General features: G+C 58.9%; 16 protein-coding genes. 3 read left to right on the top strand and 13 right to left on the bottom strand.

From position 1 onward, the window contains the following. Positions 1–99 precede the first annotated feature (99 nt). The 7 genes from HMPREF0178_RS14375 to HMPREF0178_RS14345 form a co-directional block, all read right to left on the bottom strand. Entirely contained in the window at positions 100–1,017 is a 918-nt protein-coding gene (locus HMPREF0178_RS14375; RefSeq protein WP_009368760.1) for an NAD(P)/FAD-dependent oxidoreductase, read from the bottom strand. Next, a complete protein-coding gene (locus tag HMPREF0178_RS14370) occupies positions 1,014–1,328 on the bottom strand; it encodes a thioredoxin family protein (RefSeq protein WP_009368759.1) in 315 nt (104 codons plus the stop codon). The genes HMPREF0178_RS14375 and HMPREF0178_RS14370 overlap by 4 nt, the downstream gene beginning before the upstream one ends. 153 nt (positions 1,329–1,481) lie before the next feature. Next, a complete protein-coding gene (locus HMPREF0178_RS14365; protein WP_009368758.1) occupies positions 1,482–3,065 on the bottom strand; it encodes a sulfatase in 1,584 nt (527 codons plus the stop codon). Positions 3,066–3,111: 46 nt separating this feature from the next. Further along, positions 3,112–4,053 (bottom strand): tripartite tricarboxylate transporter substrate binding protein, encoded by a 942-nt coding sequence (locus HMPREF0178_RS14360; protein WP_009368757.1) that lies wholly within the window; start codon positions 4,051–4,053, stop codon positions 3,112–3,114. Between the two features lie 25 nt (positions 4,054–4,078). After that, entirely contained in the window at positions 4,079–5,575 is a 1,497-nt protein-coding gene (locus tag HMPREF0178_RS14355) for a tripartite tricarboxylate transporter permease (RefSeq protein WP_009368756.1), read from the bottom strand. Positions 5,576–5,590: 15 nt separating this feature from the next. Then, positions 5,591–6,049, bottom strand: a complete 459-nt coding sequence (locus HMPREF0178_RS14350) for a tripartite tricarboxylate transporter TctB family protein (RefSeq protein WP_009368755.1) — start codon at positions 6,047–6,049, stop codon at positions 5,591–5,593. A gap of 30 nt (positions 6,050–6,079) precedes the next feature. Next, positions 6,080–6,352, bottom strand: coding sequence for a hypothetical protein (locus tag HMPREF0178_RS14345; protein ID WP_009368754.1), 273 nt, complete (start codon positions 6,350–6,352; stop codon positions 6,080–6,082). A 274-nt stretch (positions 6,353–6,626) separates the two neighbouring features. Between HMPREF0178_RS14345 and HMPREF0178_RS14340 the strand changes: the two genes are divergently transcribed. Then, positions 6,627–8,201 (top strand): restriction endonuclease subunit S, encoded by a 1,575-nt coding sequence (locus tag HMPREF0178_RS14340; protein ID WP_009368753.1) that lies wholly within the window; start codon positions 6,627–6,629, stop codon positions 8,199–8,201. 335 nt (positions 8,202–8,536) lie between these two features. Here the strand turns inward: HMPREF0178_RS14340 and HMPREF0178_RS14335 are convergent, their stop codons facing one another. The 3 genes from HMPREF0178_RS14335 to HMPREF0178_RS14325 form a co-directional block, all read right to left on the bottom strand. Beyond that, a complete protein-coding gene (locus HMPREF0178_RS14335) occupies positions 8,537–9,544 on the bottom strand; it encodes a proline racemase family protein (protein ID WP_009368752.1) in 1,008 nt (335 codons plus the stop codon). Between the two features lie 554 nt (positions 9,545–10,098). Further along, complete coding sequence (locus HMPREF0178_RS14330) at positions 10,099–12,774, bottom strand: ATP-binding protein (protein ID WP_009368751.1); 2,676 nt, start codon at positions 12,772–12,774, stop codon at positions 10,099–10,101. A 506-nt stretch (positions 12,775–13,280) separates the two neighbouring features. Continuing rightward, positions 13,281–14,354 carry a LacI family DNA-binding transcriptional regulator gene (locus HMPREF0178_RS14325; protein WP_005024281.1) on the bottom strand — a complete coding sequence of 358 codons (1,074 nt, stop codon included), beginning with the start codon at positions 14,352–14,354 and terminating at the stop codon, positions 13,281–13,283. 394 nt (positions 14,355–14,748) lie between these two features. Here HMPREF0178_RS14325 and HMPREF0178_RS14320 point away from each other — a divergent pair, with 394 nt between their 5' ends. After that, complete coding sequence (locus tag HMPREF0178_RS14320; protein WP_005024284.1) at positions 14,749–16,077, top strand: MFS transporter; 1,329 nt, start codon at positions 14,749–14,751, stop codon at positions 16,075–16,077. A gap of 312 nt (positions 16,078–16,389) precedes the next feature. Beyond that, a complete protein-coding gene (locus HMPREF0178_RS14315) occupies positions 16,390–17,214 on the top strand; it encodes a phosphodiesterase (RefSeq protein ID WP_009368750.1) in 825 nt (274 codons plus the stop codon). Between the two features lie 174 nt (positions 17,215–17,388). Here HMPREF0178_RS14315 and HMPREF0178_RS14310 read toward each other — a convergent pair whose 3' ends face one another. From HMPREF0178_RS14310 to speB, 3 genes are all read right to left on the bottom strand, one after another. Further along, entirely contained in the window at positions 17,389–18,735 is a 1,347-nt protein-coding gene (locus HMPREF0178_RS14310; protein WP_009368749.1) for a C40 family peptidase, read from the bottom strand. A gap of 264 nt (positions 18,736–18,999) precedes the next feature. Beyond that, positions 19,000–20,058: an ABC transporter substrate-binding protein gene (locus HMPREF0178_RS14305; RefSeq protein WP_009368748.1), complete on the bottom strand. Its 1,059-nt coding sequence runs from the start codon at positions 20,056–20,058 to the stop codon at positions 19,000–19,002. Positions 20,059–20,068: 10 nt separating this feature from the next. Next, positions 20,069–21,022: an agmatinase gene (speB, locus tag HMPREF0178_RS14300; RefSeq protein ID WP_009368747.1), complete on the bottom strand. Its 954-nt coding sequence runs from the start codon at positions 21,020–21,022 to the stop codon at positions 20,069–20,071. Between the last annotated feature and the right edge of the window lie 276 nt (positions 21,023–21,298).

Below are 21,298 nucleotides of genomic sequence, written 5' to 3'. Positions count from 1 at the left end.
GAATCTCATTTCTTTATCGCCGGGTCAAGGGGGCGCTGCCCCCTTGCGGAGTGCAGAGGCGGAGCCTTTGCCGGGGCGTGGGGCGGAGCCCCAATCAGTTTAGCGAAGGGAACGGATGAAGCGTTCGGCCTCCAGTGCGGCGATGGTTCCGTCGCCCATAGCCGTGGTGATCTGGCGGTATCGCTTGGCGCGGACGTCTCCCACGGCGAACACGCCGGGAAGGGAGGTCCGCATGTCTTCATCGGTGCGGATATAGCCCTTTTCCATATCGATGAGCCCTTCAAAGAGAGCGGTATTCGGTTTCTGGCCTATGAAGCAGAACACGCCGTCCACGGTTTCCTCGGAGGCGGCCCCCGATGCGGTATCCTTGAGAGAGGCGCGGCAGCGTCCGTCCGGCAGCGGTTCCAGCGCGGTGATGGTGGTGTTCACGCTTGCCCTGATGATGCCGGTAGCCAGAGCCCGGTCTTGTGTGGATTGCGCGGCGGCGCAGGCCGGGAACATTTCCACGATATGGATGGAACGGACGCCGAGGCCCGCGAGGTACAGGGATTCGTCGAACCCGCTGTTCCCGCCGCCGACCACGAGCACGTCTTTGTCCTTGTAGGCGGTGCCGTCGCAGACCGAGCAGTAGTGGAGCTTTTCGAACGTCGTTTCCACCGGCAGGGGGATGGGCTTCCGCCCGGTGGCGATGACCACCACGTCGGCGGTGAAGCTGTCGCCTTCCGAAGTGCGTACTTCCTTGGGCTGGCCGACGAGCCGGACCTCTTCCACTTCGTTGACTTCTTCAATGGTGACGCCGAGGGACTCCACATGCTCCCGGCAGGCGGTCATGAGATCCATGCCGTGGATGCTTTTGTACGAAGGGACGTTCTCCACCGTATGGGTCCAGTTCACCAGCCCGCCGCACACTTCCTTCTCCACGATGCGGACGGAAAGGTTGGCCCGGGCCGCGTACAGCGCCGCCGTCATGCCGCCTATGCCGCCGCCGATGATCAGGATGTCGCTGTGCCCGTTCATGACGCCGACTCGTAAAACGCGAGCAGTTCGCGCGGGTTCATGATGCCGCTTTTGCGGGCGGCGACGGCCCCGTTCCGGCAGACGATCAGGGTAGGCACGCGTTCCACGGAACAGCGGGCCATGAGATCCGGCTGTTCTTCGGAATCGACGGATGCGAGCTGGATATCGGGGCGTTCGGCCGTAGCCTTGTCGAGCACGGTACGCATGACCTTGCAGTGCGGGCAGAGCTTTTTGTGGAACAGGACAATGCCGTCGTGGGACTTGATCCATTCATCAAAAGTAATGGAATCCAACAGGGTAGCTTCGCTCATAACCGGTTCCTTTGCGGATTGCGGAAAACGATGAAACAGGGGTTTTCCCGAAGGGCATTTCGGAAAAGCGGGATGTCGGTATTTTCGAAAGGCCGGAGAGGGGAATCCCCACGGGCAGGACGGTATTGCCCAATCCCCCTCCCCGGCGGATCATCAGGAGGCGCGCAGTTCGGCCATGAACAGCTTCAGCTGTTCGAACAGCTCCTTGGCGACCTCGGGATGTTTGGCGGAGATGTTGTTGAGCTGGAACGGATCGTCTTTGCGGCAATACAGCTCGTCGCGGGCGGGCACTTCGCTGGAGGCGGCGGCGGTGCAGGTCCACTGATCCTCGCCGTCCAGCGTGGCGGCCTTTTTGTGTTCCTCGTAGGCGCGGTTGTAGAAGGCGGTGTCGCGGTCCTCGACGGCGTTGGCCTTCTTCATCTGGAGGATGTGGGCTGTGGATTCGCCGAGGTCTTTACCGTAGATGCCGAACCGGGCATCGGCGACGCTCTTTTCGTCATCCTTCAACCAATGGATGAAGGACCAGTCCTCGGTGATGATGGACCACGAGTAACGGAAGTACCCGGCAATGGCGAATTCACGGACCTTTTCCACGTCGCCCTTGGCGAGCGGCAGGAGCGAATGGCCCTGCATGGAGGGATGCACGCCGATGCCGAGCCAATCCACCACGGTGGGGGCCACGTCGCAGGACTGGACGAAGCCTTTCACGCGTCGGTTGCGGGGCAGGCCGGGGCCGCGCATGATCATGGGGATGTGGGCAAGTTCCTCATAGGGCCACGGGCGGCACTTGCGCATGATGCCGTGGCCGTGCTCGCCCTTGCCCATCGGGGAACCGTGGTCGGAGACGAGGATGACCAGCGTGTCGTCTTCCATGCCGAGCGTGCGGATGTTGTTCATGAGATGCCCGAACCATTTGTCCACCATCGTCACCTTTTCGGCGTACAGGGCGCGGATGTGTTCCAGTTCGCGGTCGGTGTACAGGCCGTCGACATGGCCCTGAATGGGCAGGAACATGTCCTTGCCTTCGTAGTCGGGGTCATAGGGGCACTTCAGATCCGGATCGTACACGGAGGGAGCATCCCACGGTTCGTGCGGATCAAAGCAGTCGATCCACATGAAGAAGGACTTGTTGCGGTCGACGCGCTCCAGGTTCCGTACGGCTTCCTTCATGATCTGGGCGGCGTGCTGATCCCCGTCGGATTTCCAGTATTGGCGCTCCTTGAGGTGGCATTCAACCTGGTTCATGAGTGGGCGCATGACGTTTTCCCCAAGGATCTCGTCGGCTTTTTCCATCACATGATCTTCATAGTAGTCCTCGGCCTTGAGGCCGCCGCCGAGTTCGTCCTGAGCATAATACTGGTGATCGGTCTCATGCCCGTGCAGGAAGAACACCTTGTCGAAGCCCCGCGAGTACCCGAACTTGGGCAGGCGGAACGGCCCGGAGTCGTGGATCAGGTAGCTGTCGATGGGCTGCCCCCAGCACAGATCCGCAATGGTGGTGTCGCTGACGTCGAGCTGCGACCAGCCCTTTACCGGCAGGGTGTAGCGCCCGGTGAGCATGGCCCGGCGGCAGGGCACGGTGGGCAGGCCTTCCGTATAGGCGTTTTCGAAGACCACGCCTTCGGTGGCGAAGCGGTCGATGTTCGGGGTCTTGACCCGCGTATTGCCGTAGCAGCCCAGATAGTTGAACTGGAGCGTATCCAACATCACGACGATGACATTCTTCTTTTCGCGCATGGTAACACCTTTGGGTTTTTCGGGTTGAAAGTAAGGGGGCGGGCGATCACTTCGCCATCAGCCCCTTGATGACTTCGGCGTTGCGGACGGATTCCTCTTCCACGAACGCGCGGCAGTCCTTGCTGTCCAGATAGCCGGGAACGAGGTTCAGCTTGTGGAGGCGCTCCACGAACTCGGGAGACTGCATGGCCTTGCGCATGGCGTCGGAAAGCGTGGCCTTGACGTCGGCGGGCAGGCCCTTGGGGGCGAGAAGGGGCATCCACTGGCTGTAATAGGCTTCGACGCCACATTCCTTCACCGTGGGCAGGTTGGGCAGCAGCGGATCTCGGGTGGCATCCATGAGGGCCAACCCCTTGACGTCATACTGATCCAGCGATCCGGCGGTGGAGGTGTAGACCTGCACGCGGTTCCCCGCGATGGCCTGGAAGGCGTCGGCGTCGCCGGAGAAGGGGACGTGGCGGACCTGCGCCCCGGCCTTCTTGAAGAGGTCCATCATGGCGAAGTAGGGTACGCTGCCCACGCCGGACGACGCGAAGAAGAACGTGTTGGGATTGGCCTTCATGTCCTTGAGCATGTCGTCAAGCGTGTTCCAGGGCGCGGTCTTGGCGACCATGACGATGTACGGAGCCTTGAGGATACGGCCCACGAAGTCGAACGAATCCAGCGTATACGGAACCTTGCGCATGTGGGGGTGCATGGCCAGCGGCGCGCTCGGGGTTACGCCGAGGGTGTAGCCGTCGGGCTTGGCCCCGGTGACGGCGCTTATCCCGGCGACGCCGGATGCGCCTACGATGTTCTGTACGACCACGACCTGCTTGAGTTCCTTGCTCATGCCGTCCGCGAGCATACGGGCCACGAGGTCCGTTTCGCCTCCGGCCGCGAAGGGCACGACGATGGTGATCGGGCGGTTCGGGAACGCATCGGCGGCTACGGCGGAGCCGGTCATGAGGCATACGGCGGCGAGGGCGAACAGCAGCTTTCTGAACATGGGACACTCCTGGGGCTTGAGGGTTTTACTTTCTCCGGCCGGCCCAAAGCGGGCGCAGCATCGGGGCGAGCAGCAGGCAGGCGGAAACCGCGAACAGGACAAGGGCGACGGGCGCGTTGAAGAGGTATTCGGTCAACGGCATGTCGCCTTTGTAGATGACGGCCTGGCCGAGACGGTACTCAAGCTGCGCGCTGAGCACGTAGCCGATGAGGAACGGGGCCACGGGGAAATCCGCAAAGCGCATCAGGAAGGCGATCACGCCGATGAGCAGGGCCATCCACACGTCGAACATGTTGCTGCGGGGCAGGTACACGCCGAGCAGGGAGCAGATGACGATGATGCTGAGCAGGATCGCTGTGGGGAACTTGATGAGCTTCCCGAAGCCGCGAACGGTGATGATGGCGGTGGGGATGATCAAAAGATTGGCGAGAATCAGGGAGAGGAAGGTCGAATAGACGATGTCGGGATTGTCCGCCATGAGCCGTACGCCGGGGGTGATCCCATGCAGGGTCAGAGTGGCGAGCATGAGCGCCATGACGGGCTCGCCGGGGATGCCGAGGGCCAGCGTGGGGACCATCGCGCCGCCCGCGACCGCGTTGTTGGAGGATTCGGCGGCGACGAGGCCGTCGGGTTCGCCCTTCCCGAAGTTTTCCCCATTCTTGGAAAGGCGCTTGGCGGAAGAGTAGCTGACGAAGGTGGCCGCCGTCGCGCCGGTGCCGGGGAGGATGCCGAGGCCCACGCCGATGAGCGATGAGCGTAGGAGAATGAGGCCGCGCCCCTTCCATTCCTGCCACGTGGGGAAGCTGATGCGCTTGCAGTCGATGGCCGTGGGCTCCACGTTGGCGTGGACCTCATAGGCCCGGTAGAACAGTTCCGCCAACGGGAACACGCCGACCACGATGGGCATGAGGTCGATGCCGCTGACGAGCTGGGGCGAGCCGAAGGTGAAGCGCATTTCGCCGCTCAGGGGGTCCACGCCGATGGTGGCGAGGAACAGCCCGGCGACGCCCATGAGCAGCCCTTTGATCTGGTTGTCTTCGGACAGGCTGGTGATGCAGGCAAGGCCGAGGCAGATGAGGCCGCAGATTTCCAGCGGGCCGCCGTACTTTACGGACAGATCCGCAAGCTGGGGGGCGGCGATGACCAGCGCCACGCAGGAGAACAGGCCGCCGAGGACGGAGGACATGGTGACCCAGCCGAGGGCCTTTTCCGCCTTGCCTGCCTTGGCCATGGCATAGCCGTCAAACCCGGTGCAGGCCGATTGCGGCGTACCCGGCGTGTTCAACAGCACGGCGGAGATGGAGCCGCCGTAAATCGACGTGGCGTAAACGCCGAGCAGCAGGGCAATGGCCGAAGCGTTGCCCATCTGAAGAGTGAAGGGGATACAGATGGTGATGGCCACGGCCGTCCCAAGGCCGGGAAGCGCCCCGACGACGGTTCCGAACATTGCCCCGATGCATAAGGCCAGCAGGCTGTCGGGGCTCATCGTGATCATGATGCCATGCATGATATCGGAAAACATATGATTCTCCGTGGGTTAGAACAGGCCGACCCAGAAGGGCTGCGGGACGACGACGCCCAGAATCTTCTCGAATACCAGCCACGTCAGCCCCGCGCCGAGCAGGGCGAAGGGGATCATGCGCCGGATGTCCCGGTAGCGCATCAGATAGAAGAAAAGGAGCAGGAAGAGGAACGTCCCGAGGGGAAGCCCCACCGTAGCGAACAGGATGATATAGATGGCGATGGACGCGACGACCTTGGAAACGCCCGGCAGGCTGGCCCGCAGATCGTGGGCGTTGAACGGCTTTCCGGGGTTGAGCAGATACAGGATCGACAGGCCGATCCAGCCGAACAGCAGGATGCGGGGGTAGGTCATCGTACCCATTTCGCCGGGGACGGCGAACGCGCCGACGTCGACCGCGTACGCCTCGCGGAGGAGCAGGGCGCCGATGCCCAAAAAGAGCAGGCCAAGCGCGGTTCTACCAGAAAGAAGCATTTTCACAGGACCTCCTATACGGTTAGGGCTTCAGCCCTTTTCTTGGACGATTCCTGAAAGCAGCTTGAGGCAGGCTTCTTTGGAGATGGTCTCTCCCGGCCGTAAGGACCAGTAGGCATCTCCGATTTCAAGGACGGGTTCCCGGCCGACAAGCCCTTCGCGGGACATGAGCGGCGGTTCGGACAGGCTGGACACCGTGCCCCGGAGGTTCAGCTCACGCAGGGCCAGGTGAAGGTTGCGGTCGATTTCCGCAATGCGTCCGGGGTCATAATCCCAAATGACGATGGAAAGCGGAAAGCTCATGCGGTGCTCCGGCGTTTCGGTTGGAGTGCCTGAATCCGTGTGTCCGAAGAAGCATGGGTTCTTTTTCAGTCATAAGCAAAAAATAGTCAACAGATAATTTTATTTTACGAAATCTAAATATGATAACATATGATATTTTAACAAAATAATTTTCAAAATATAAACTTGCCCTTTCCATTGAGACTGGCTATACAACAGAAAACGCGTAGAAGTGCGTTCGAGGTCCAGTCTTTTTCTTTCCTCGGTTTTCCCAACTGTCTTACAAAGGCTCAGTATGCTTTTCGATAACGTCACGCTCAAAAAAGGCATGGATTTTGCGGCTCAGCTGTGTGCCGTCCATCGCCAGCTTTCACCCATCGATTTGAGGGATATTCTGCTCGGCTGTTTCAGCGGCCTGCCCATCGCGGGGAAAAACCAGTGCGATCATATTCGTAAGAACATTGTTTCGCCGGCTCTTGATGGTGCGTCGCCCGTGCTGATGCTCATCGCGGCGCTCAGCGAAATGGACCGCCTGACCGGATGGAGGCAGCTCCTGCCCATTGAGCTTGCGGACCTGATGAGCCATATGCTTCCGGGCGACGAAGACGCGCCGGTGGTCTGCCACGGCTCGCGTACGCTCCAGTTCGCCGTCTGGTTCGCCTCCAAGGGGCGGGAAGTCTGTTTTACTGGGGAAAGCGCCCTCGTCCCGCACATCGCAGCCATCGCGGGGGGGCAGGTCAAAGGCCTCGGCCCTTCCAGCCCGTACCCGGCAAACGCGGGACACATCGCCATCCATGATTCCGATTCCCGGAACGCCGAACTCGGCACGTTCCTGCGCCAGCTCGATCACCAATCCTATCAGGGGGCGGTGGTCATGACGAACTGGTCGTTCCTCAGCAGCGCCAGCCCCCGTACGTTGCACCTCAAGCAGCGGCTCATCGAAAACGGCTCGCTCTACTCCGTCACACAGCTTCCCGGGGGGATCATCCCGCGTACCCTTCCCGCCTTGCTCCAGCTCGGCCCTTCCGAGCCGGGCCGCACGGTACGGTTGGTCAATGCCAAAGATTGGTGCGTGCCGAGCCGTCAGGGGCTGGAGATCAGCTACCTCGATCCCATCCTTGCGCAGGCGTGCGACCGCCCCATCGGGCGGCTGCCGCGCTGGACGCCCAAGCCCCCGGCGGAAAACGTGGACTATGAGGCTCTGATCCAGCGTGGCTGCGATCTGCGCCTCAAGTCGAGCCCGCTGGTGCAGACCTCTGCCCCGTCCTTACGGGAGGAATCCCTCGGCGGGTGTGCGGCGCTGGTACGAGGGCAGATGCTCGCCAAGGCCGGGGATGGAGAACTTTCCAACATCTATCGAGAAGTCACCCTTGCCGATATTGATGAAAGCGGATTCGTTACCGATGCCAGCCGCCTCGTGCCGGATGCCGCGCCCCTGCCGCGTTCGCGCCGGATCGCCCGGCTTCGGGAGGGTGATCTCCTGCTGACCTGCAAGGGCTCGCTGCAATCCCTCGGCAAGGTGGGCATCGTGACCCAGTGCGGCGATAACTGGCTGCCGAGCCAGACGTTTTATCTGATCCGCACGGAATGTATCGATCCGATTTGGCTGTTCCATTATTTGCGTTCTCCGCGGGCCTTGAACTATCTGCGCTCAAACATTTCAGGAACGAGCATCCCGCAGATTCGGGTTGCGGATATCGCGGCACTGCCGATTCCGATTCCGAACGAGGAGATGCTTGCCTCCGTACACGCCGTGCATCGCCAAGCCCTCAAACTGCTGCAAAAGATCGACAAGCTGCGTGATGAGCTGGATAGCCTGCTGGATACGCCTGCCGTCATGCTCGATTCGCTGATGACACCGGAAAGCTGATTTTCAGCCGCCGCAATGAGAACAGGGCAGTCCTGCGCGCATGGCGTCGGACTGTCCTGTTTTTCTGCAAGCCTCGTGTTCCCCGCCATCTCCTGCCTAGGGGCTCCGCCCCTAGGAACCCCGGCAGAGGCGCTGCCTCTGCACTCCGCAAGGGGCGAGCCGCCCCTTGACCCGGCTGCGCGTTTTCTTTCGGCGGCTTGCCGCCGAAAGAAAACGCTTGTCTGGCAGCGGGAAACACAGGATAAATTTATTTTAACGATGAGTTACGTTTTTTTATCTCGCAGCGGAACGAACTCCCTTTGCGTAGCCTCCCCAATTTCAACCATGCCAACCCGCTACGCCAGTCGGAAGCCATGCCGCAGAGGATCGGCGGGATCGATGACCAGTTTGAGCAGGCCGGTCACGTAAGCCGAACCGGATACTTCAGGGATGCCTCCCTTGTACGGTCCGACCATTGCGGGCTCGACGATACGCGCCCGGAACTGGGTGCCGATGACGCTTTCATGGACAAAAGGTTCGTTCAGGCCGAGCTCGCCCTTGGCGAACAGCGAGGCCACACGGGCGGACGTGCCCGTACCGCAGGGTGAACGGTCGAGGGAGTCAGGCAGAAAAACGACGGTATTGCGGTAAGTGGCTGTGGGATCATCCGGCTTCGTATAGAACATGACGTGCGTGATGACATTGATGAACGGCTGGAGGGGATGCTGGAACTTCACCGCCGCGCGCACAGCATCGCCGAATGCCTGCGCGGCTTTTTCGATGGCGGAACGGTGGCCGGAACGGAGTTCAAGGCCGGGAAAATACGCGGCGTCGGCAATGGCATACGTGTTGCCGCCGTAAGCCACATCAAAGGGGACAGCCCCTATACCGGGAACCTCGACCGTCCCCGAGCAGAACAGGAAGGAGGGCACGTTACGGAACGCGACGCTGGTCACGCTGCCGTTTTCCACGGTGGCCCGGGTGCGCACGAGTCCGGCTGGGGTATCAATGTTCACTTCGGTCACTTCCCCGGTAATGGGCACCCGGCCGCTCTCCAACATGGCGGTGACGCAGCCGATGGTGCTGTGCCCGCACATGGGCATGTGCCCGCCCGCGTCGATGAACAGGATGCCCATGTCGGCCTCGGGATGGCACGGTTCCACCCAGATTGTGCCGGACATGTTGCTGTGCCCGCGGGGTTCCATCATGACGGCGGTGCGCAGCCAGTCCAGATGCTCCCCGGCATAGGCCATCTTGTCCTGCATGGTTTTCCCCTCGATGCGGGGAACCCCGGCGATGAGGTTGCGGGTGGGATTGCCCGCGGTATGCGTATCAATCGTTTCAACGACGTGGCTGAGATGCATGGCAGGTCTCCTGAGATGTTCCGCAGTCTGTTTGAAAGTGTATGTTGATGAAAGTTAACCAATGACTAAATTACACCATGAACTTTCCACGCCGTCAATCCTTTTCCGCCGAGATCCTCCGGGCGAGCTGTTCCTCCGATAGGCTTTTGTTGTCAATACATTGCAATAAAAAGTAAAAACACCGTCCATCGGAACGGTGTTCTACGCAGAAATTCCCCTGCCGGATGTCTTTTGACTCGACAGGCTTAAGGGCACCTTAACAGGCTACGGTTTTCATGCCTAAAGAGGACTTTCTTGAAGGGAACCCGTTTTAGGGAGCCGGATGGGGAGCCGATATGCATAAAAGGCTTTGAAACGGAGAGATGGGCGCGAGGCTGGTTGGCAGGCTTGGGGAAGCTTTTCTTGAGAAAAATGTCGCTTCACTCAATGCGGTTATATCACTTCAAATGTTCCTGCCCCTAGGGGATTGTTCCCCCTGTTTCGGCAATCTGGACCCGCCCGGACAGGAAGTTTTTCTCAAGGTACCCGCTGTCAGTAGAGAGCGGCTGTATGCTTCAGCGGCACCATTTTTCAAGCAATCGTTTCAATGCTTCCGGGTCAAAGGGCTTGCCGATGTGTTCGTTCATGCCCGCCTTTAGGCTCTCGGCTCGGTCCGTGTTCATGGCGTTGGCGGTCATGGCGATGATAGGGAGGGCGTTGAAGCGGTTATCTTTCCGGATTAACCGCGTCGCCTGATAGCCATCCATGATCGGCATCTGGATATCCATAAGGACTAAAGCGTATTGGTTTGTTTGAATTTTCTGTACGGCTTCCAGCCCGTTCTCGGCCAGATCCACCTCAAGCCCAAAGGAATTGAGAATGGCAATAGCTATTTCCTGGTTGATTTCATTGTCTTCAGCTAGGAGGACGGTTTTCCCCTTCAAGCTGGAAGCGGGAAGGGCTTCAACGGGGGCGCTCTGTTCCGTTTCGGGATGCTGCGCCGCCGGGGCCGCCGCGGCTTTCTTTTCAAGTTGGAGCCTGAAGAAAAAGGTTGAGCCCACGCCTTCCTCAGTCACAGCCCATATTTCCCCATGCATGAGCTCCACCAGCATCTTGCAGATGGAGAGGCCAAGCCCCGTGCCGCCGTATTTCCGTGTCGTCGAGCCGTCCGCCTGGGTAAAGGGGATAAAGAGTTTGTCCAGTTGCTGTTGGCTCATGCCGATACCTTGATCGCGGACGGAAAAGAGCAGCGTGACGTTTTCACCGTGCACACGTTCGCAGAGGACTTCGATTTTGATGGTTCCGTGATGCGAAAATTTGACGGCATTGGAAACGAGATTCAGCATGATTTGGCTGATGCGCAACGTATCGCCGATCAGTACGTCGGGAATGCCCGGATCAATATGGGTTTCGAAAGATTCGTTCGCCGCTTTGGCTTTGGGCTCATTGATGCTGACGACATCGCGCACCAGCTTCTCTATTGACAATGTATTCTTCTCTATCTCGAGCTTCCCGGACTCTATCTTTGAGAAATCCAACACATCATTGATGATGGATAAGAGATTTTTGGCAGAAAGTTCCATCTTGCGCAGGTAGCTCTCCTGCACAGGGTCTGTACAGCTTTGTTTCAGCAAATAATTCATGCCGATGATGGCATTGAGGGGCGTCCGTATTTCATGGCTGATTCTGGCCACAAATTCGCTTTTGGCCTTGCTGGCTTCGTGCGCCCGTTGGATGGCTTCGGCATAGGCCTTTTCCGTTTCCTTTCGCAGCTGGATGTTGCGGGAAATGCCAACCATGCCGAAAGGCGCATTGTCTTCCGAGTAGTACAGTGTCTTGATGGTTTCAAGGTATATCCTTTTCCCGTCGGGATACAGCACCTCTTCCTCGCGGATCAAGGTATCGAGTTTTCCCCTCATGACCTGAAGGTCGTCCTCAATAAATTTCTGAGCGGCATTTCCTGAAAGCTGAAAAAGCTCCACATCGTCTTTGCCTATAACCTCTTGTTCGCTCTTGCCTATGAAAGCGCCGAACGCTTTGTTGCATCCCTTGTATATTCCGTTCATATCTTTATAGAAGATCAGATCTGGAACGGTATTTAAGATAGTCTTCAACAGAGCGCTTTCTTTAAGCAGCCTCTCCTGAGAAAGCCTCAACTGATCCGTGCGCTCTTCAACAAGGCGATTCAACCTGTCTTGATCCTGCTTCACTATTCTGGCCATTGACCGCAACGTATTGGCCAAGACGCCAAGCTCGCCTTGGCCATAGACGTCCAGAGTCGCCTCCAACTGTCCGTTGGAAATCCTGTGGGCATACTCGATAATCTTGTACAGGGCCTTCACTACATTATAAATAAGAATGGATCCGATGAGCAGGCCAATCAGGATTGCCAGAAGGGTCAGCAGAAAACTGTTCTTCGTGGATGATAGCACTGTCTTATTGATTTGCGTGTCATCCATCGCAATCAGGACATACCAGTTCAGGTTTTTGATTTTTTTGTAAAAGCCCGTATAGGTTTTGCCGTTGAAGGCATACGTGACATACCCTTGTGGAGTCCCGTCGCTTAAGGTGTGGCCGTCCAGCTTTATGCTGTCCGGGTGTTTGCCGTCATTTGTGCTCTCTTTGGCCATGAGGATATGGGCCGTATTGTCGAGCAGGAAAATATCTATCCGGGACGAAGTGATATCATGGTTAAAGCAGAGAACCGATATGCTATCCAGTCCCACGGAGGCAACCAGAACGCCTTTATTCCGCTCGTTGCCCACAGGGACAGCGATATAAACACATTCTTTTTGAGTGACGCGTGAGACCAAAGGGCCGACGATCGCCGTTTCTCCGGCGATTGCTTGTCGGAAGTATGTGCGATCCCCATAGTTGTTGCCGTAATCGTGTGAATTGAGGCTCGCCCGGATATTGCCGTTTTCATCAAGGAGGAAGACGTCCGTGATTGTCGGCATGACGTGCTTGATGGCTTCAAAGAAGGCGACAACGCGTTCATGTTCCCGTTGTCCCGTGTTTTCCAGCGACGCCTTGATGGTTTCCGACTTTGCGGCAACGCGGAAACTGTTTTTTATATCCGATATGGTCAGATTGATATTTTCCGCGACAAAGAACGATGTCGCTTTTATATCTTTCTCGATGACATGCCGCATGGCTGCGGAATGTGTTCTGTATGTCATATAAGATGAAATGCAGACGGCGAGAGCAATAGGCACTGTGATATACACGAGGAGTTTCGTTTTGAGCTGCATAGTGCCTACCGTATTCGCACAGGGTTACAGAAATGCCGAGAAGCACGCTCTGCGGAGTCCAAGGTTTTCTCTTATCATTTGAGGAAGAACTGATGCCGCCTGCTCGGATGCGCACGGCTGCCCTCTTCGGGAAAGGCTGGCGAGGCTTCCATCCATCTTATCTTTTCTGCACCCCAAAAATGCAGCAGTAAGGATGAGAGGCAATATAATGCGGCAGGTATGGTGCAGTCCAGCGTTATTAGCGGCGTAATATTAAAAAACACATCCAATGAGAGGTATGCCACATTTATATTGATAAAAACGGTATGCCGCGAAAAACATCCTCAACACGCAGTTGTCCGCACATTATCCTGTTATACAAAACTACCCGATATTCCATGTATAATCTGCAAGAGAGTCCCGGTTTTCGGAGCTTTCCGGGCCAGGCCGCAGCCATGCGCCATCTGAAAAAGGTCGGAAGGATACGGAGGGCCGCACAGAGTCCCGGCCTCCCATTCGTCAGTTCCTTACCCCGTTTTTTCCTCTCCACGCGGGGCGGCTGTAGAATCCCGGACAATCAAATGATGCTTGAATTCGACGCGGGTGATGTTGCGGTCGGATGACTCGCCGGACATCTTCGAGTGGAGGATTTCGAAAGCGTTGCGTCCCTTGTCCGCAATGTAGTGCTCGACAGTGGTCAGGCCCACGGGGAGGAATTGCGAGGGAAAGATGTTGTCGAACCCGCACACGCTGTAGTCCTCCGGAACCCGGCGCCCTTCGGCACGGATGGCGTCGAGCACGCCGTAGGCCACCATGTCGTTGACCGCCACGAAGGCCGTGATGCGCCGCTCGCCGAGGCATTTGCGGGTCAGCTCGAAGCCGACCGCGTGCTCGATGGAAATGTTGTCCCGTTCCTCTTTTGGGGTCACCTCGCGGGAACGCACGATTACGGAGCCTTCGGGGCATTCGTCGCGGTAGGTGTCGCGCACGCCTTCCAGACGGCGGACGCGGGCGGAATTGGCCTCGTTCAGCGTGGTGGAGATATAGGCTATGTGCTTGTGCCCGAGGCCGATCATATAGTGTGCGATGATGGCCCCGGCGCTGTAGTTGTTCATCTCCACGGTGTCCACGTTGAGGCTGGTGTTGCGGTCCCCGATGACCACGACCGGTACAAGCCTGTTCACGCGTTCCACCAGTTCGGTGGACTGCGGCATCATGGTGAACACCACACCCGCCAGATCCGAACCGGCCACGGCGTTCAGGATGCGGATTTCGTTTTCGGCGTCGCGGTAAGTCGTGTAGACGAGGGTGTCGCAGTCTTTGTCGGCGGCGGCTTGCTGGATGGCCTGTACGATGGTGGAATAATAAGGATTGAGGACGTTCGGGCAGACGATGAGGACTGTCTTGCGATCAAAGAGGGAAGGCCGCTTTTTGGCGGTGGGGGCGTAACCGAGGGCCTCGGCGGTTTCCCGCACTTTGCGGACGGTATCCGCGGAAAAGGAAACGTCCGTCCGCCCGCTGAGGATCATTGAGACCGTGGCGGGGGAATACCCGGACTGCCTGCTTATATCAGTCAAGGTGACTCTGGTTCTGGGGCTCACGACATCCTCTTTTTCGTTGTTATGGGGAACATATAGGCACAAGAACTTTCGGGTGTCAAACCGGGCTTAGATTTATTAAATTTTTAATTATACTATGTGAAAAAAAGAGGTTTAAAAAGTATATTTTTGAAAAATTCATTTTTTCAGCAAAAAGACACGGACGATATATTGCCATATTTCGGATTAGATGGCATGGTTTCAGCGGTGTTATGCCAGTGCGGGCAGAACGGAGCCCTCTTTGGCATTTAAAAATGAGGCGGAGTTTTTATTAAATTTTTAATAAGCGGACGGCGGATCCCACCAGATGGCCTCGCCCCGCGAATCCCTCACCCGGCGCCACGGAACGGGCGGACGGGCAACCCGGGCGGCGGAAGGCCGTCCCAAGGAGCATCGCATGAGCGCACCCAGCAAGCAGGAGATCCGCAAGGTCGTCCTTGCCAGTCTGCTCGGAGCCACCATCGAATGGTACGACTTCTTTCTGTACGGGGTTGTGGCGGGCATCGTCTTCAACAAGCTGTTCTTCCCCACCACCGACCCGTTCATAGGCACCATTCTGGCCTACAGCACCTTTGCCATCGGCTATCTGGCCCGTCCCCTCGGCGGGTTCGTTTTCGGCCACTTCGGCGACAAGCTCGGACGTAAGAGCATGTTGGTGCTGACCATGCTCATCATGGGGCTGGCGACCATCGGCATCGGCCTTGTCCCGACCTACGCCCAGATCGGTATTGCCGCGCCGATCATCCTCCAGACACTGCGCCTCTGCCAGGGCCTCGGGCTCGGCGGCGAATGGGGCGGCGCGGTGCTCATGACTTATGAATACGCGAGCAAGCGCGAACGCGCCTTCTACGCCAGTATTCCGCAAATGGGCCTTGCCACGGGCTTGTGCCTCTCCTCCGGCGTGGTGGCGCTCCTGTCGTGGGGGCTCACGAACGAGCAGTTCATGGCATGGGGCTGGCGCTGCGCGTTTCTGCTCAGCGTGGTTCTGGTGGGCGTGGCCCTCTATATCCGTATGCATATCCTTGAAACCCCCGACTTCCGCAAGGCGCAGGAACGCGGCAAGACCGAACACAAGAGCCTGCCCATCGTACGCGTCTGTAAGGAGCATCCCGGCAATATCGCGCTCGGCGTGGGCGCGCGCTGGATCGACGGCGTGTTCTTCAACGTCCTTGCGGTGTTCGTGATCACCTATCTCGTGCAGTATGTGGATGTGCCCCGCACGGAAGCGCTCACCGTGGTGATGATTGCCGCTCTGGTCATGTGCCCGTTCATCCTGTTCGCCGGGCGTCTGGCCGACCGTTTCGGGCGCGGCAAAGTGTACGGTTTGGCAAGTCTGCTCTGCGGGCTGTCCATCTTTCCCTCCTTCTGGCTGATGGAAGGGAGCGGCGGCAACCTGTTCCTCATCGGGCTTGCGATTGTCATCCCGCTGAGCGTATTCTACGCGGGCGTGTTCGGTCCCGAGGCTGCGCTGTTCTCCGACCTGTTCCCGCCGGACGTACGCTACACCGGCATCTCCATCGTATACCAGTTCCCCGGTTTCCTCGTCGCGGGCATCGTGCCCGGCCTGTGTACCCTGTTCATGAAGTGGAATGACGGCGATCCCCTCTACGTTTGTCTGTTCACGCTTCTTGCGGGCCTCACGAGCGCGGCGTCCGCCTTCATCATTCAGCGCAAGCACAACGCAGCGGTCCGCAGAAGCGTCGACGGCGAAGTTGAGCATGTGTAAGATGCTGTAGCGGGATTGGGAATTGGAGAAGGAAGGGCTTTTCTGAGGAAAGGCATCTTCCTTCTCCAGACCATCCATTCCTCCCTTCCAAAGATTGTTACGGGATGGAGAGGGCGCGTGACGACGGTTCGTTCCTGTTGGAGAGCCTTGGCTTGAAAGGCTGGAGAACGTGCGCATAGGGAACGGAGAGCGTTGCGTGTGGAGGGAGTCCGCCGGAAAAACGGAGCACATCCGGTTCGGCGAGGTTCATGGGGTTTTAGATGATGCGCGGAGGCCGTTGCGTTTCCGCACAACCGATTGAAGGTAAGCGAAATGCGTATCCTGCATCTTTCCGATTTTCATTTGCGCGGCGACGGTGGCCTTTCGTTCAGGGTGGTGGATACCCTTGAATGCCTGCGGGTCGTTGCGGAGCATCTCAAGACGCTTGTTCAAAAGCCCGATGCCTTGGTCATCACGGGCGACTTGGCCGACAGCGGGGACGCGCACGCCTACAGCCTGCTGCATGAGGCGCTCGCACCGCTTTCCCTGCCGGTGTACGCCGTGCCCGGCAACCATGACCGCCGCGACCGGATGCGCGAATTGCTCGGGAACTGGTGCCCTGCCGATGCTTCCGTGGCTCCGTACCTGTGCTATGCCGTGGAGGATGGCCCGGTGCGCCTGGTCATGCTGGATACCATGCAGCCGGGTTCGCATTCCGGGCACTGCCCTGAAGCCGTAGCGGGCTGGCTGGAACGGACGCTCGCGGCCCGGCCCGGCGTCCCGACCCTGCTGTTCATGCACCATCCCCCGTTCGTGACCGGCATGGGCGCGATGGACGAGCCCTTCGAGAATGTGGGCCGCCTTGCCGATATCCTGATCCGTTCGCCGTGGGTGCGCCTGTGCTGCGGGCATATGCACCGCCCCATCGTGACCCAGTGGGCGGGCTGCATCGCGTTGACCTCCCCCGCCGTGTCCATGCAGATCGATCTCGATCTTTCCCCCGAGGGCGGAGACACCTTCCGCATGGAAACCCCCGGCTATCTGCTACACCATTGGGACGGCAGCGTCCTGAACAGCCATATTTGCCAGATCCCGTGTTCGCCCACGTTCTCTGGCCCTCACCCCTTTGTCGGCTCCGTGAACCCCGTTGAAGGATAGCAACTCGGGACGACATTCCCCCAAAAAAGGCTCCCTGCCGGACTGACGGCGGGGAGCCTTTTTTGTTTTCAGGAAAGGACGGTTTTTCTGAAAGGGAACTCGCGCGGCAGGAAAGGTCGCCGATTTGAGGCGGGCAGGCCAGAGGGGGCCGCCCACTCCGGCTCGGGAAAGCCCCTATTTGCCGCTTTTCTGTTGGGCCGTTTTGGCGGGCTGTTTCGGTGCGGCTTTTTCAGGTTTCGCTTGTGTGGCCCTTGCCTTCACCGGGGCGGAATTTGTCGGCGCTTTTGCGGATGCCTTGGAATTCTGCGCCGGCTTCTGCGTTTGTGCCGCCTTGGCAGGGGCCGTTGCGGTCGTTTTGGCCGTTTGCGTCGCGGCTTTGGGCTGTTCCGCTTTTGTCTTCACGGGCGCTTTGGCTGTCGCGGTCGTCTTGCCGTCAGCCTTGGCCGGAACTGCTTTTTTCCCGGCGACGGGCTGTGCCGCCTTGCCCTCCTTCCCCGCCTTGGCGGGTGCGGCTTTGGCCTTGGCCGGTTCCGAAACCGGGGTGTTTTTTGCGGGTACGGCACCCTTTTTGGTATTTGGGGCTTGGGCTGCCTGTTTCCCGGGGGCTTCCTTTTTCGGGGGGATGGTTTTCGATGCGGCTTTGGCTGTCGCTTGTGAAGGCGTCGTCTGTTTCCGGGCGGCAACGGCTGGCCCGCCGTTTTTTTTGTTCTGCGCGGGTTCCTGTTTTGCGGGCGGGGCTGACGCCTTGCGGCGGGTATCGGCCTGTGTCCGGTGTTCGGCTACCGCTGCGGACGTTTGTTTTCGTGTAGCGGAGCGCTTTTGACTCGAAGCAAGGGCGGCCTTGTGGGTGCGGGTGGGTTTGCGGGAGTCCAGTGCCATGAGCTTTTTGATGGCTTCGGCGTCGGATTCCTTGGACTGGACTCTGCGGGCACCGATGAAGGTGGAGCTGAAATAGGGATCGGACAGGGCGGCGATGGATACGCTTTTGCCGCGTCCGGGGCTGTGGATGAACGAGCCGCCGCCGAGATAGATGCCCGTATGGTAGCCGCGCCGGGGATGGTTGAAGGCGACGATGTCGCCCGCCATCATGGAGCCGGACTTGATGGGGCGGCCCATGACGGATTGCTCGCGCGCCGTGCGCGGCAAGGTGACGCCGACATTCCGGTAGGCCCACTGCACGAACCCTGAACAGTCGAAGCCTTGCGTATCGGTACCGCCGGGCACGTAGGGCGTGCCGAGGGCTGTTTTGGCTTGCTCGATAAGATGCAGGTTCGGCAAAGGGATTCCCGACTCCCGCATCGTGGACAGGCTCGCCGTACGGTTGTCGTAAGCGAAGCGCTCCTCTTGGGACATGGAAGAACGATCGGCTTTCTTCCGGTTTTCCAGATACGCCTCAAAAGAGTACGGATCGTCGTACACCGGCTCAAAGGCGGGTTGCAGCTTTTTGGAGGAGCACCCGGAAAGCGCGATGGCAGCAACGAGAAGGGCAACGGCGCAGATGGAGGAGTGGCGAGCTTTCATTTTTTCGGGCTAGGCAATTTCCCGAGTGATGTCAAGATGGTTACGAAGCGTTTATCATACAAAAAGAACCAAATAATATCAGCATGTTTTGTGATTGAAAAACACACACTTCTGCCCGGTGGGGCGGGGAGCGGGCGGAGTCCCTGTGTGGGCCTCTGGAATGAGCCGGAACTGTGGGGAAAACAGGCTTTGCGAGAAAGAAAACCCCTCTCCCGCGGGGATACGGGAGAGGGCGGGGTAGGGGCATTTTCCGGCAGGGAACGGTTACTTGACGAGCTTGAGGAACTTGTCGGTGACGTAGGAGGCGTTTTCGACCTTCTTGAGTTCATCCGGGGTGATGCTGCCGATGGAGGCGAAGAACTGGGCTGTGTCGGCTTGCCACTGCTGGACTGTGCTCATGCCCTTGGAGGTATCGAAGAGGGTGAGCTGTCCCTTGATGTCCCATGCGGGATGGGATTCCAGATCCAGCCGGGCGAGTTCCTTGGAGTAGGTCTTTCCGGCCCAGTCGAAGAAGAAACGCTGGTATTCGGGGATCAGGTCGTCGATGCTGGCCGTCCGCAGGTGTTCGACGCCGCGCAGGTAGACGGAGAGGAACTTTGCGGTGTTTTCAGGGTGGGCGTCGGCGTACTTGGTGTCGGCCACGAGGACGAGCGGGGTACCCTTGCCGCACAGGGCGGCGCTTCCAGCGATCTTCCAGCCCTTGTCGGTTCCGGCGTACATATGCGGCGCCCACAGGGCCACGAAGTCGCCGATGCCGTTTTCAAAGGCGGCGAGGGCTTGTGGCTGATCCATGTTCTTGATGGTCACTTCAGTGGGCTTTACGCCGACGGCATCAAGCCACGCTGTGAGCGCGAAGTGGGCGGAGGAAACCGTGGTGCAGAAGATGGTCTTGCCCCGCACGTCCTCTGGGCTCCCGAATACGTCGGGATGCTTGGGGTTGAGGCCCTGAGTCTTGAAGACGGGATTGTCGGGCCGGGCGAGCACGGCGACGCAGGCGGACTCGTCGGTGCCGACGCCGATGACGCTGGTGCCGTAGCGCAGGTTCCCCATCATGGCCGGAACCCCGCCGAGGCAGGAATACTGCCATTCACCGGCGGGTAGGGCATTGAGGATGGCCATGCCCGAATCGAAGAACAGGATGTCGATATCCAGACCGGCCTCTTTGTCCCATCCTTTTTCCTTGGCGTACCACATGGCGAACGTTTCATAGGAATCCATCCACGCCGTGCGGATCTTGGTGAGCGGGGCGGCGGAAGCGGCGTTGCACAGGGAGAAGGCCAACAAAACGGCGGCAAGGCCGGAGAGGAACTTGTTCAGGCGCATAGTGGACTCCTTATGAGGGGTTATGCTTCTTGTTGGCGGCGAGGCAGGCCAGAAACGCGTGCATGATCCCCGCCGCGGCGAACGAGGTGATGCCAGCGGAGTCGGTATCCGGAAGGACTTCCACCAGATCCATTCCGACAAGGCGCTGTCCGGGGCACACGCCGAGGATGAGCTTGAGGGCCTCATGGGTGGTGAAGCCGCCGATTTCCGGCGTCCCGGTCCCCGGCGCATAGGCGGCGTCGAGGAAATCGATATCGAAGGTGACGAAAACCGGGGTTCCGGGGCGGATCCGCTCGCGCATGATGCGGATCGTCTCATCCACACCGATGTCGTGCAGTTCCCACCCGCTGATGACGCGCATCCCCTTGCCCTTGGCGTAGTCGAGGCTGGACCGGGAATAGAGCGGGCCTCGGATGCCCGCCTGTGTGCTTTGTTCGGGGAGGATCAGCCCTTCCTCGATGGCCCAGTGGAAGGTTGTGCCGTGGTTGTAGGGTTTGCCGAAAAAGTCGTCGCCGGTGTCGGAATGGGCGTCGAAGTGGAGCAGGGCCACGGGACCGCAGCGCTTTGCCACGGCGCGCAGTTCGGGCAGGGTGATGGAATGGTCGCCGCCCATGATCACCGGGACGGCCCCGGCGTCGAGCACGCCCGCGACGGCGGCTTCGATGCGCTCGAAGGACTCGTCGAGATAGCCGGGGATGATATCCACATCGCCCGCATCGACGCCTTGGCAGTGCTCGAAAATATCCACGTCAAGAACGCTGTGGTAGGACTTCAGGATGCTGGAGGCGTCCCGGATGGCAGCCGGACCGAACCGGCATCCTGGCCGATATGAGGTCGCCGTGTCGAAAGGCACGCCGAGCACGGCGAAATCGTTGCCGGAACAATTGGCGGAATACGGCAGGCGCTGAAAGGTGCGGACCCCGCAGAAACGGGGGGAAGCCAGTGAATTGACGGGAACGCCCATGTCATGCTCCTTGTCGGAAGGTGGTTTTATTTTTTAATAAGCAAGGTACATGCCATAGTGTAATATGTTGAAATAAAAATAGATTGTTCTTAGGGCAGCAGTGAAAGGCTATTCAAGTATGAATAATGTGCTGTTCCACAGGGGAGGAAGAACGAATATCGATTTCTCTATCATGCGGTAATATAACACAAAAAAGAAAAAAATCCCCTGCGGAGCTCTTGTTATTCAAACATGAATAGCCTATTCAGTATTGAATACATCCGCAGGAGGCCCCGC

The organism is Bilophila sp. 4_1_30, from assembly GCF_000224655.1.
Lineage (GTDB): Bacteria > Desulfobacterota > Desulfovibrionia > Desulfovibrionales > Desulfovibrionaceae > Bilophila > Bilophila wadsworthia.
The sequence above is the reverse complement of the archived record's forward strand: the minus strand, read 5'-3'. Positions and strand labels throughout refer to the sequence as shown.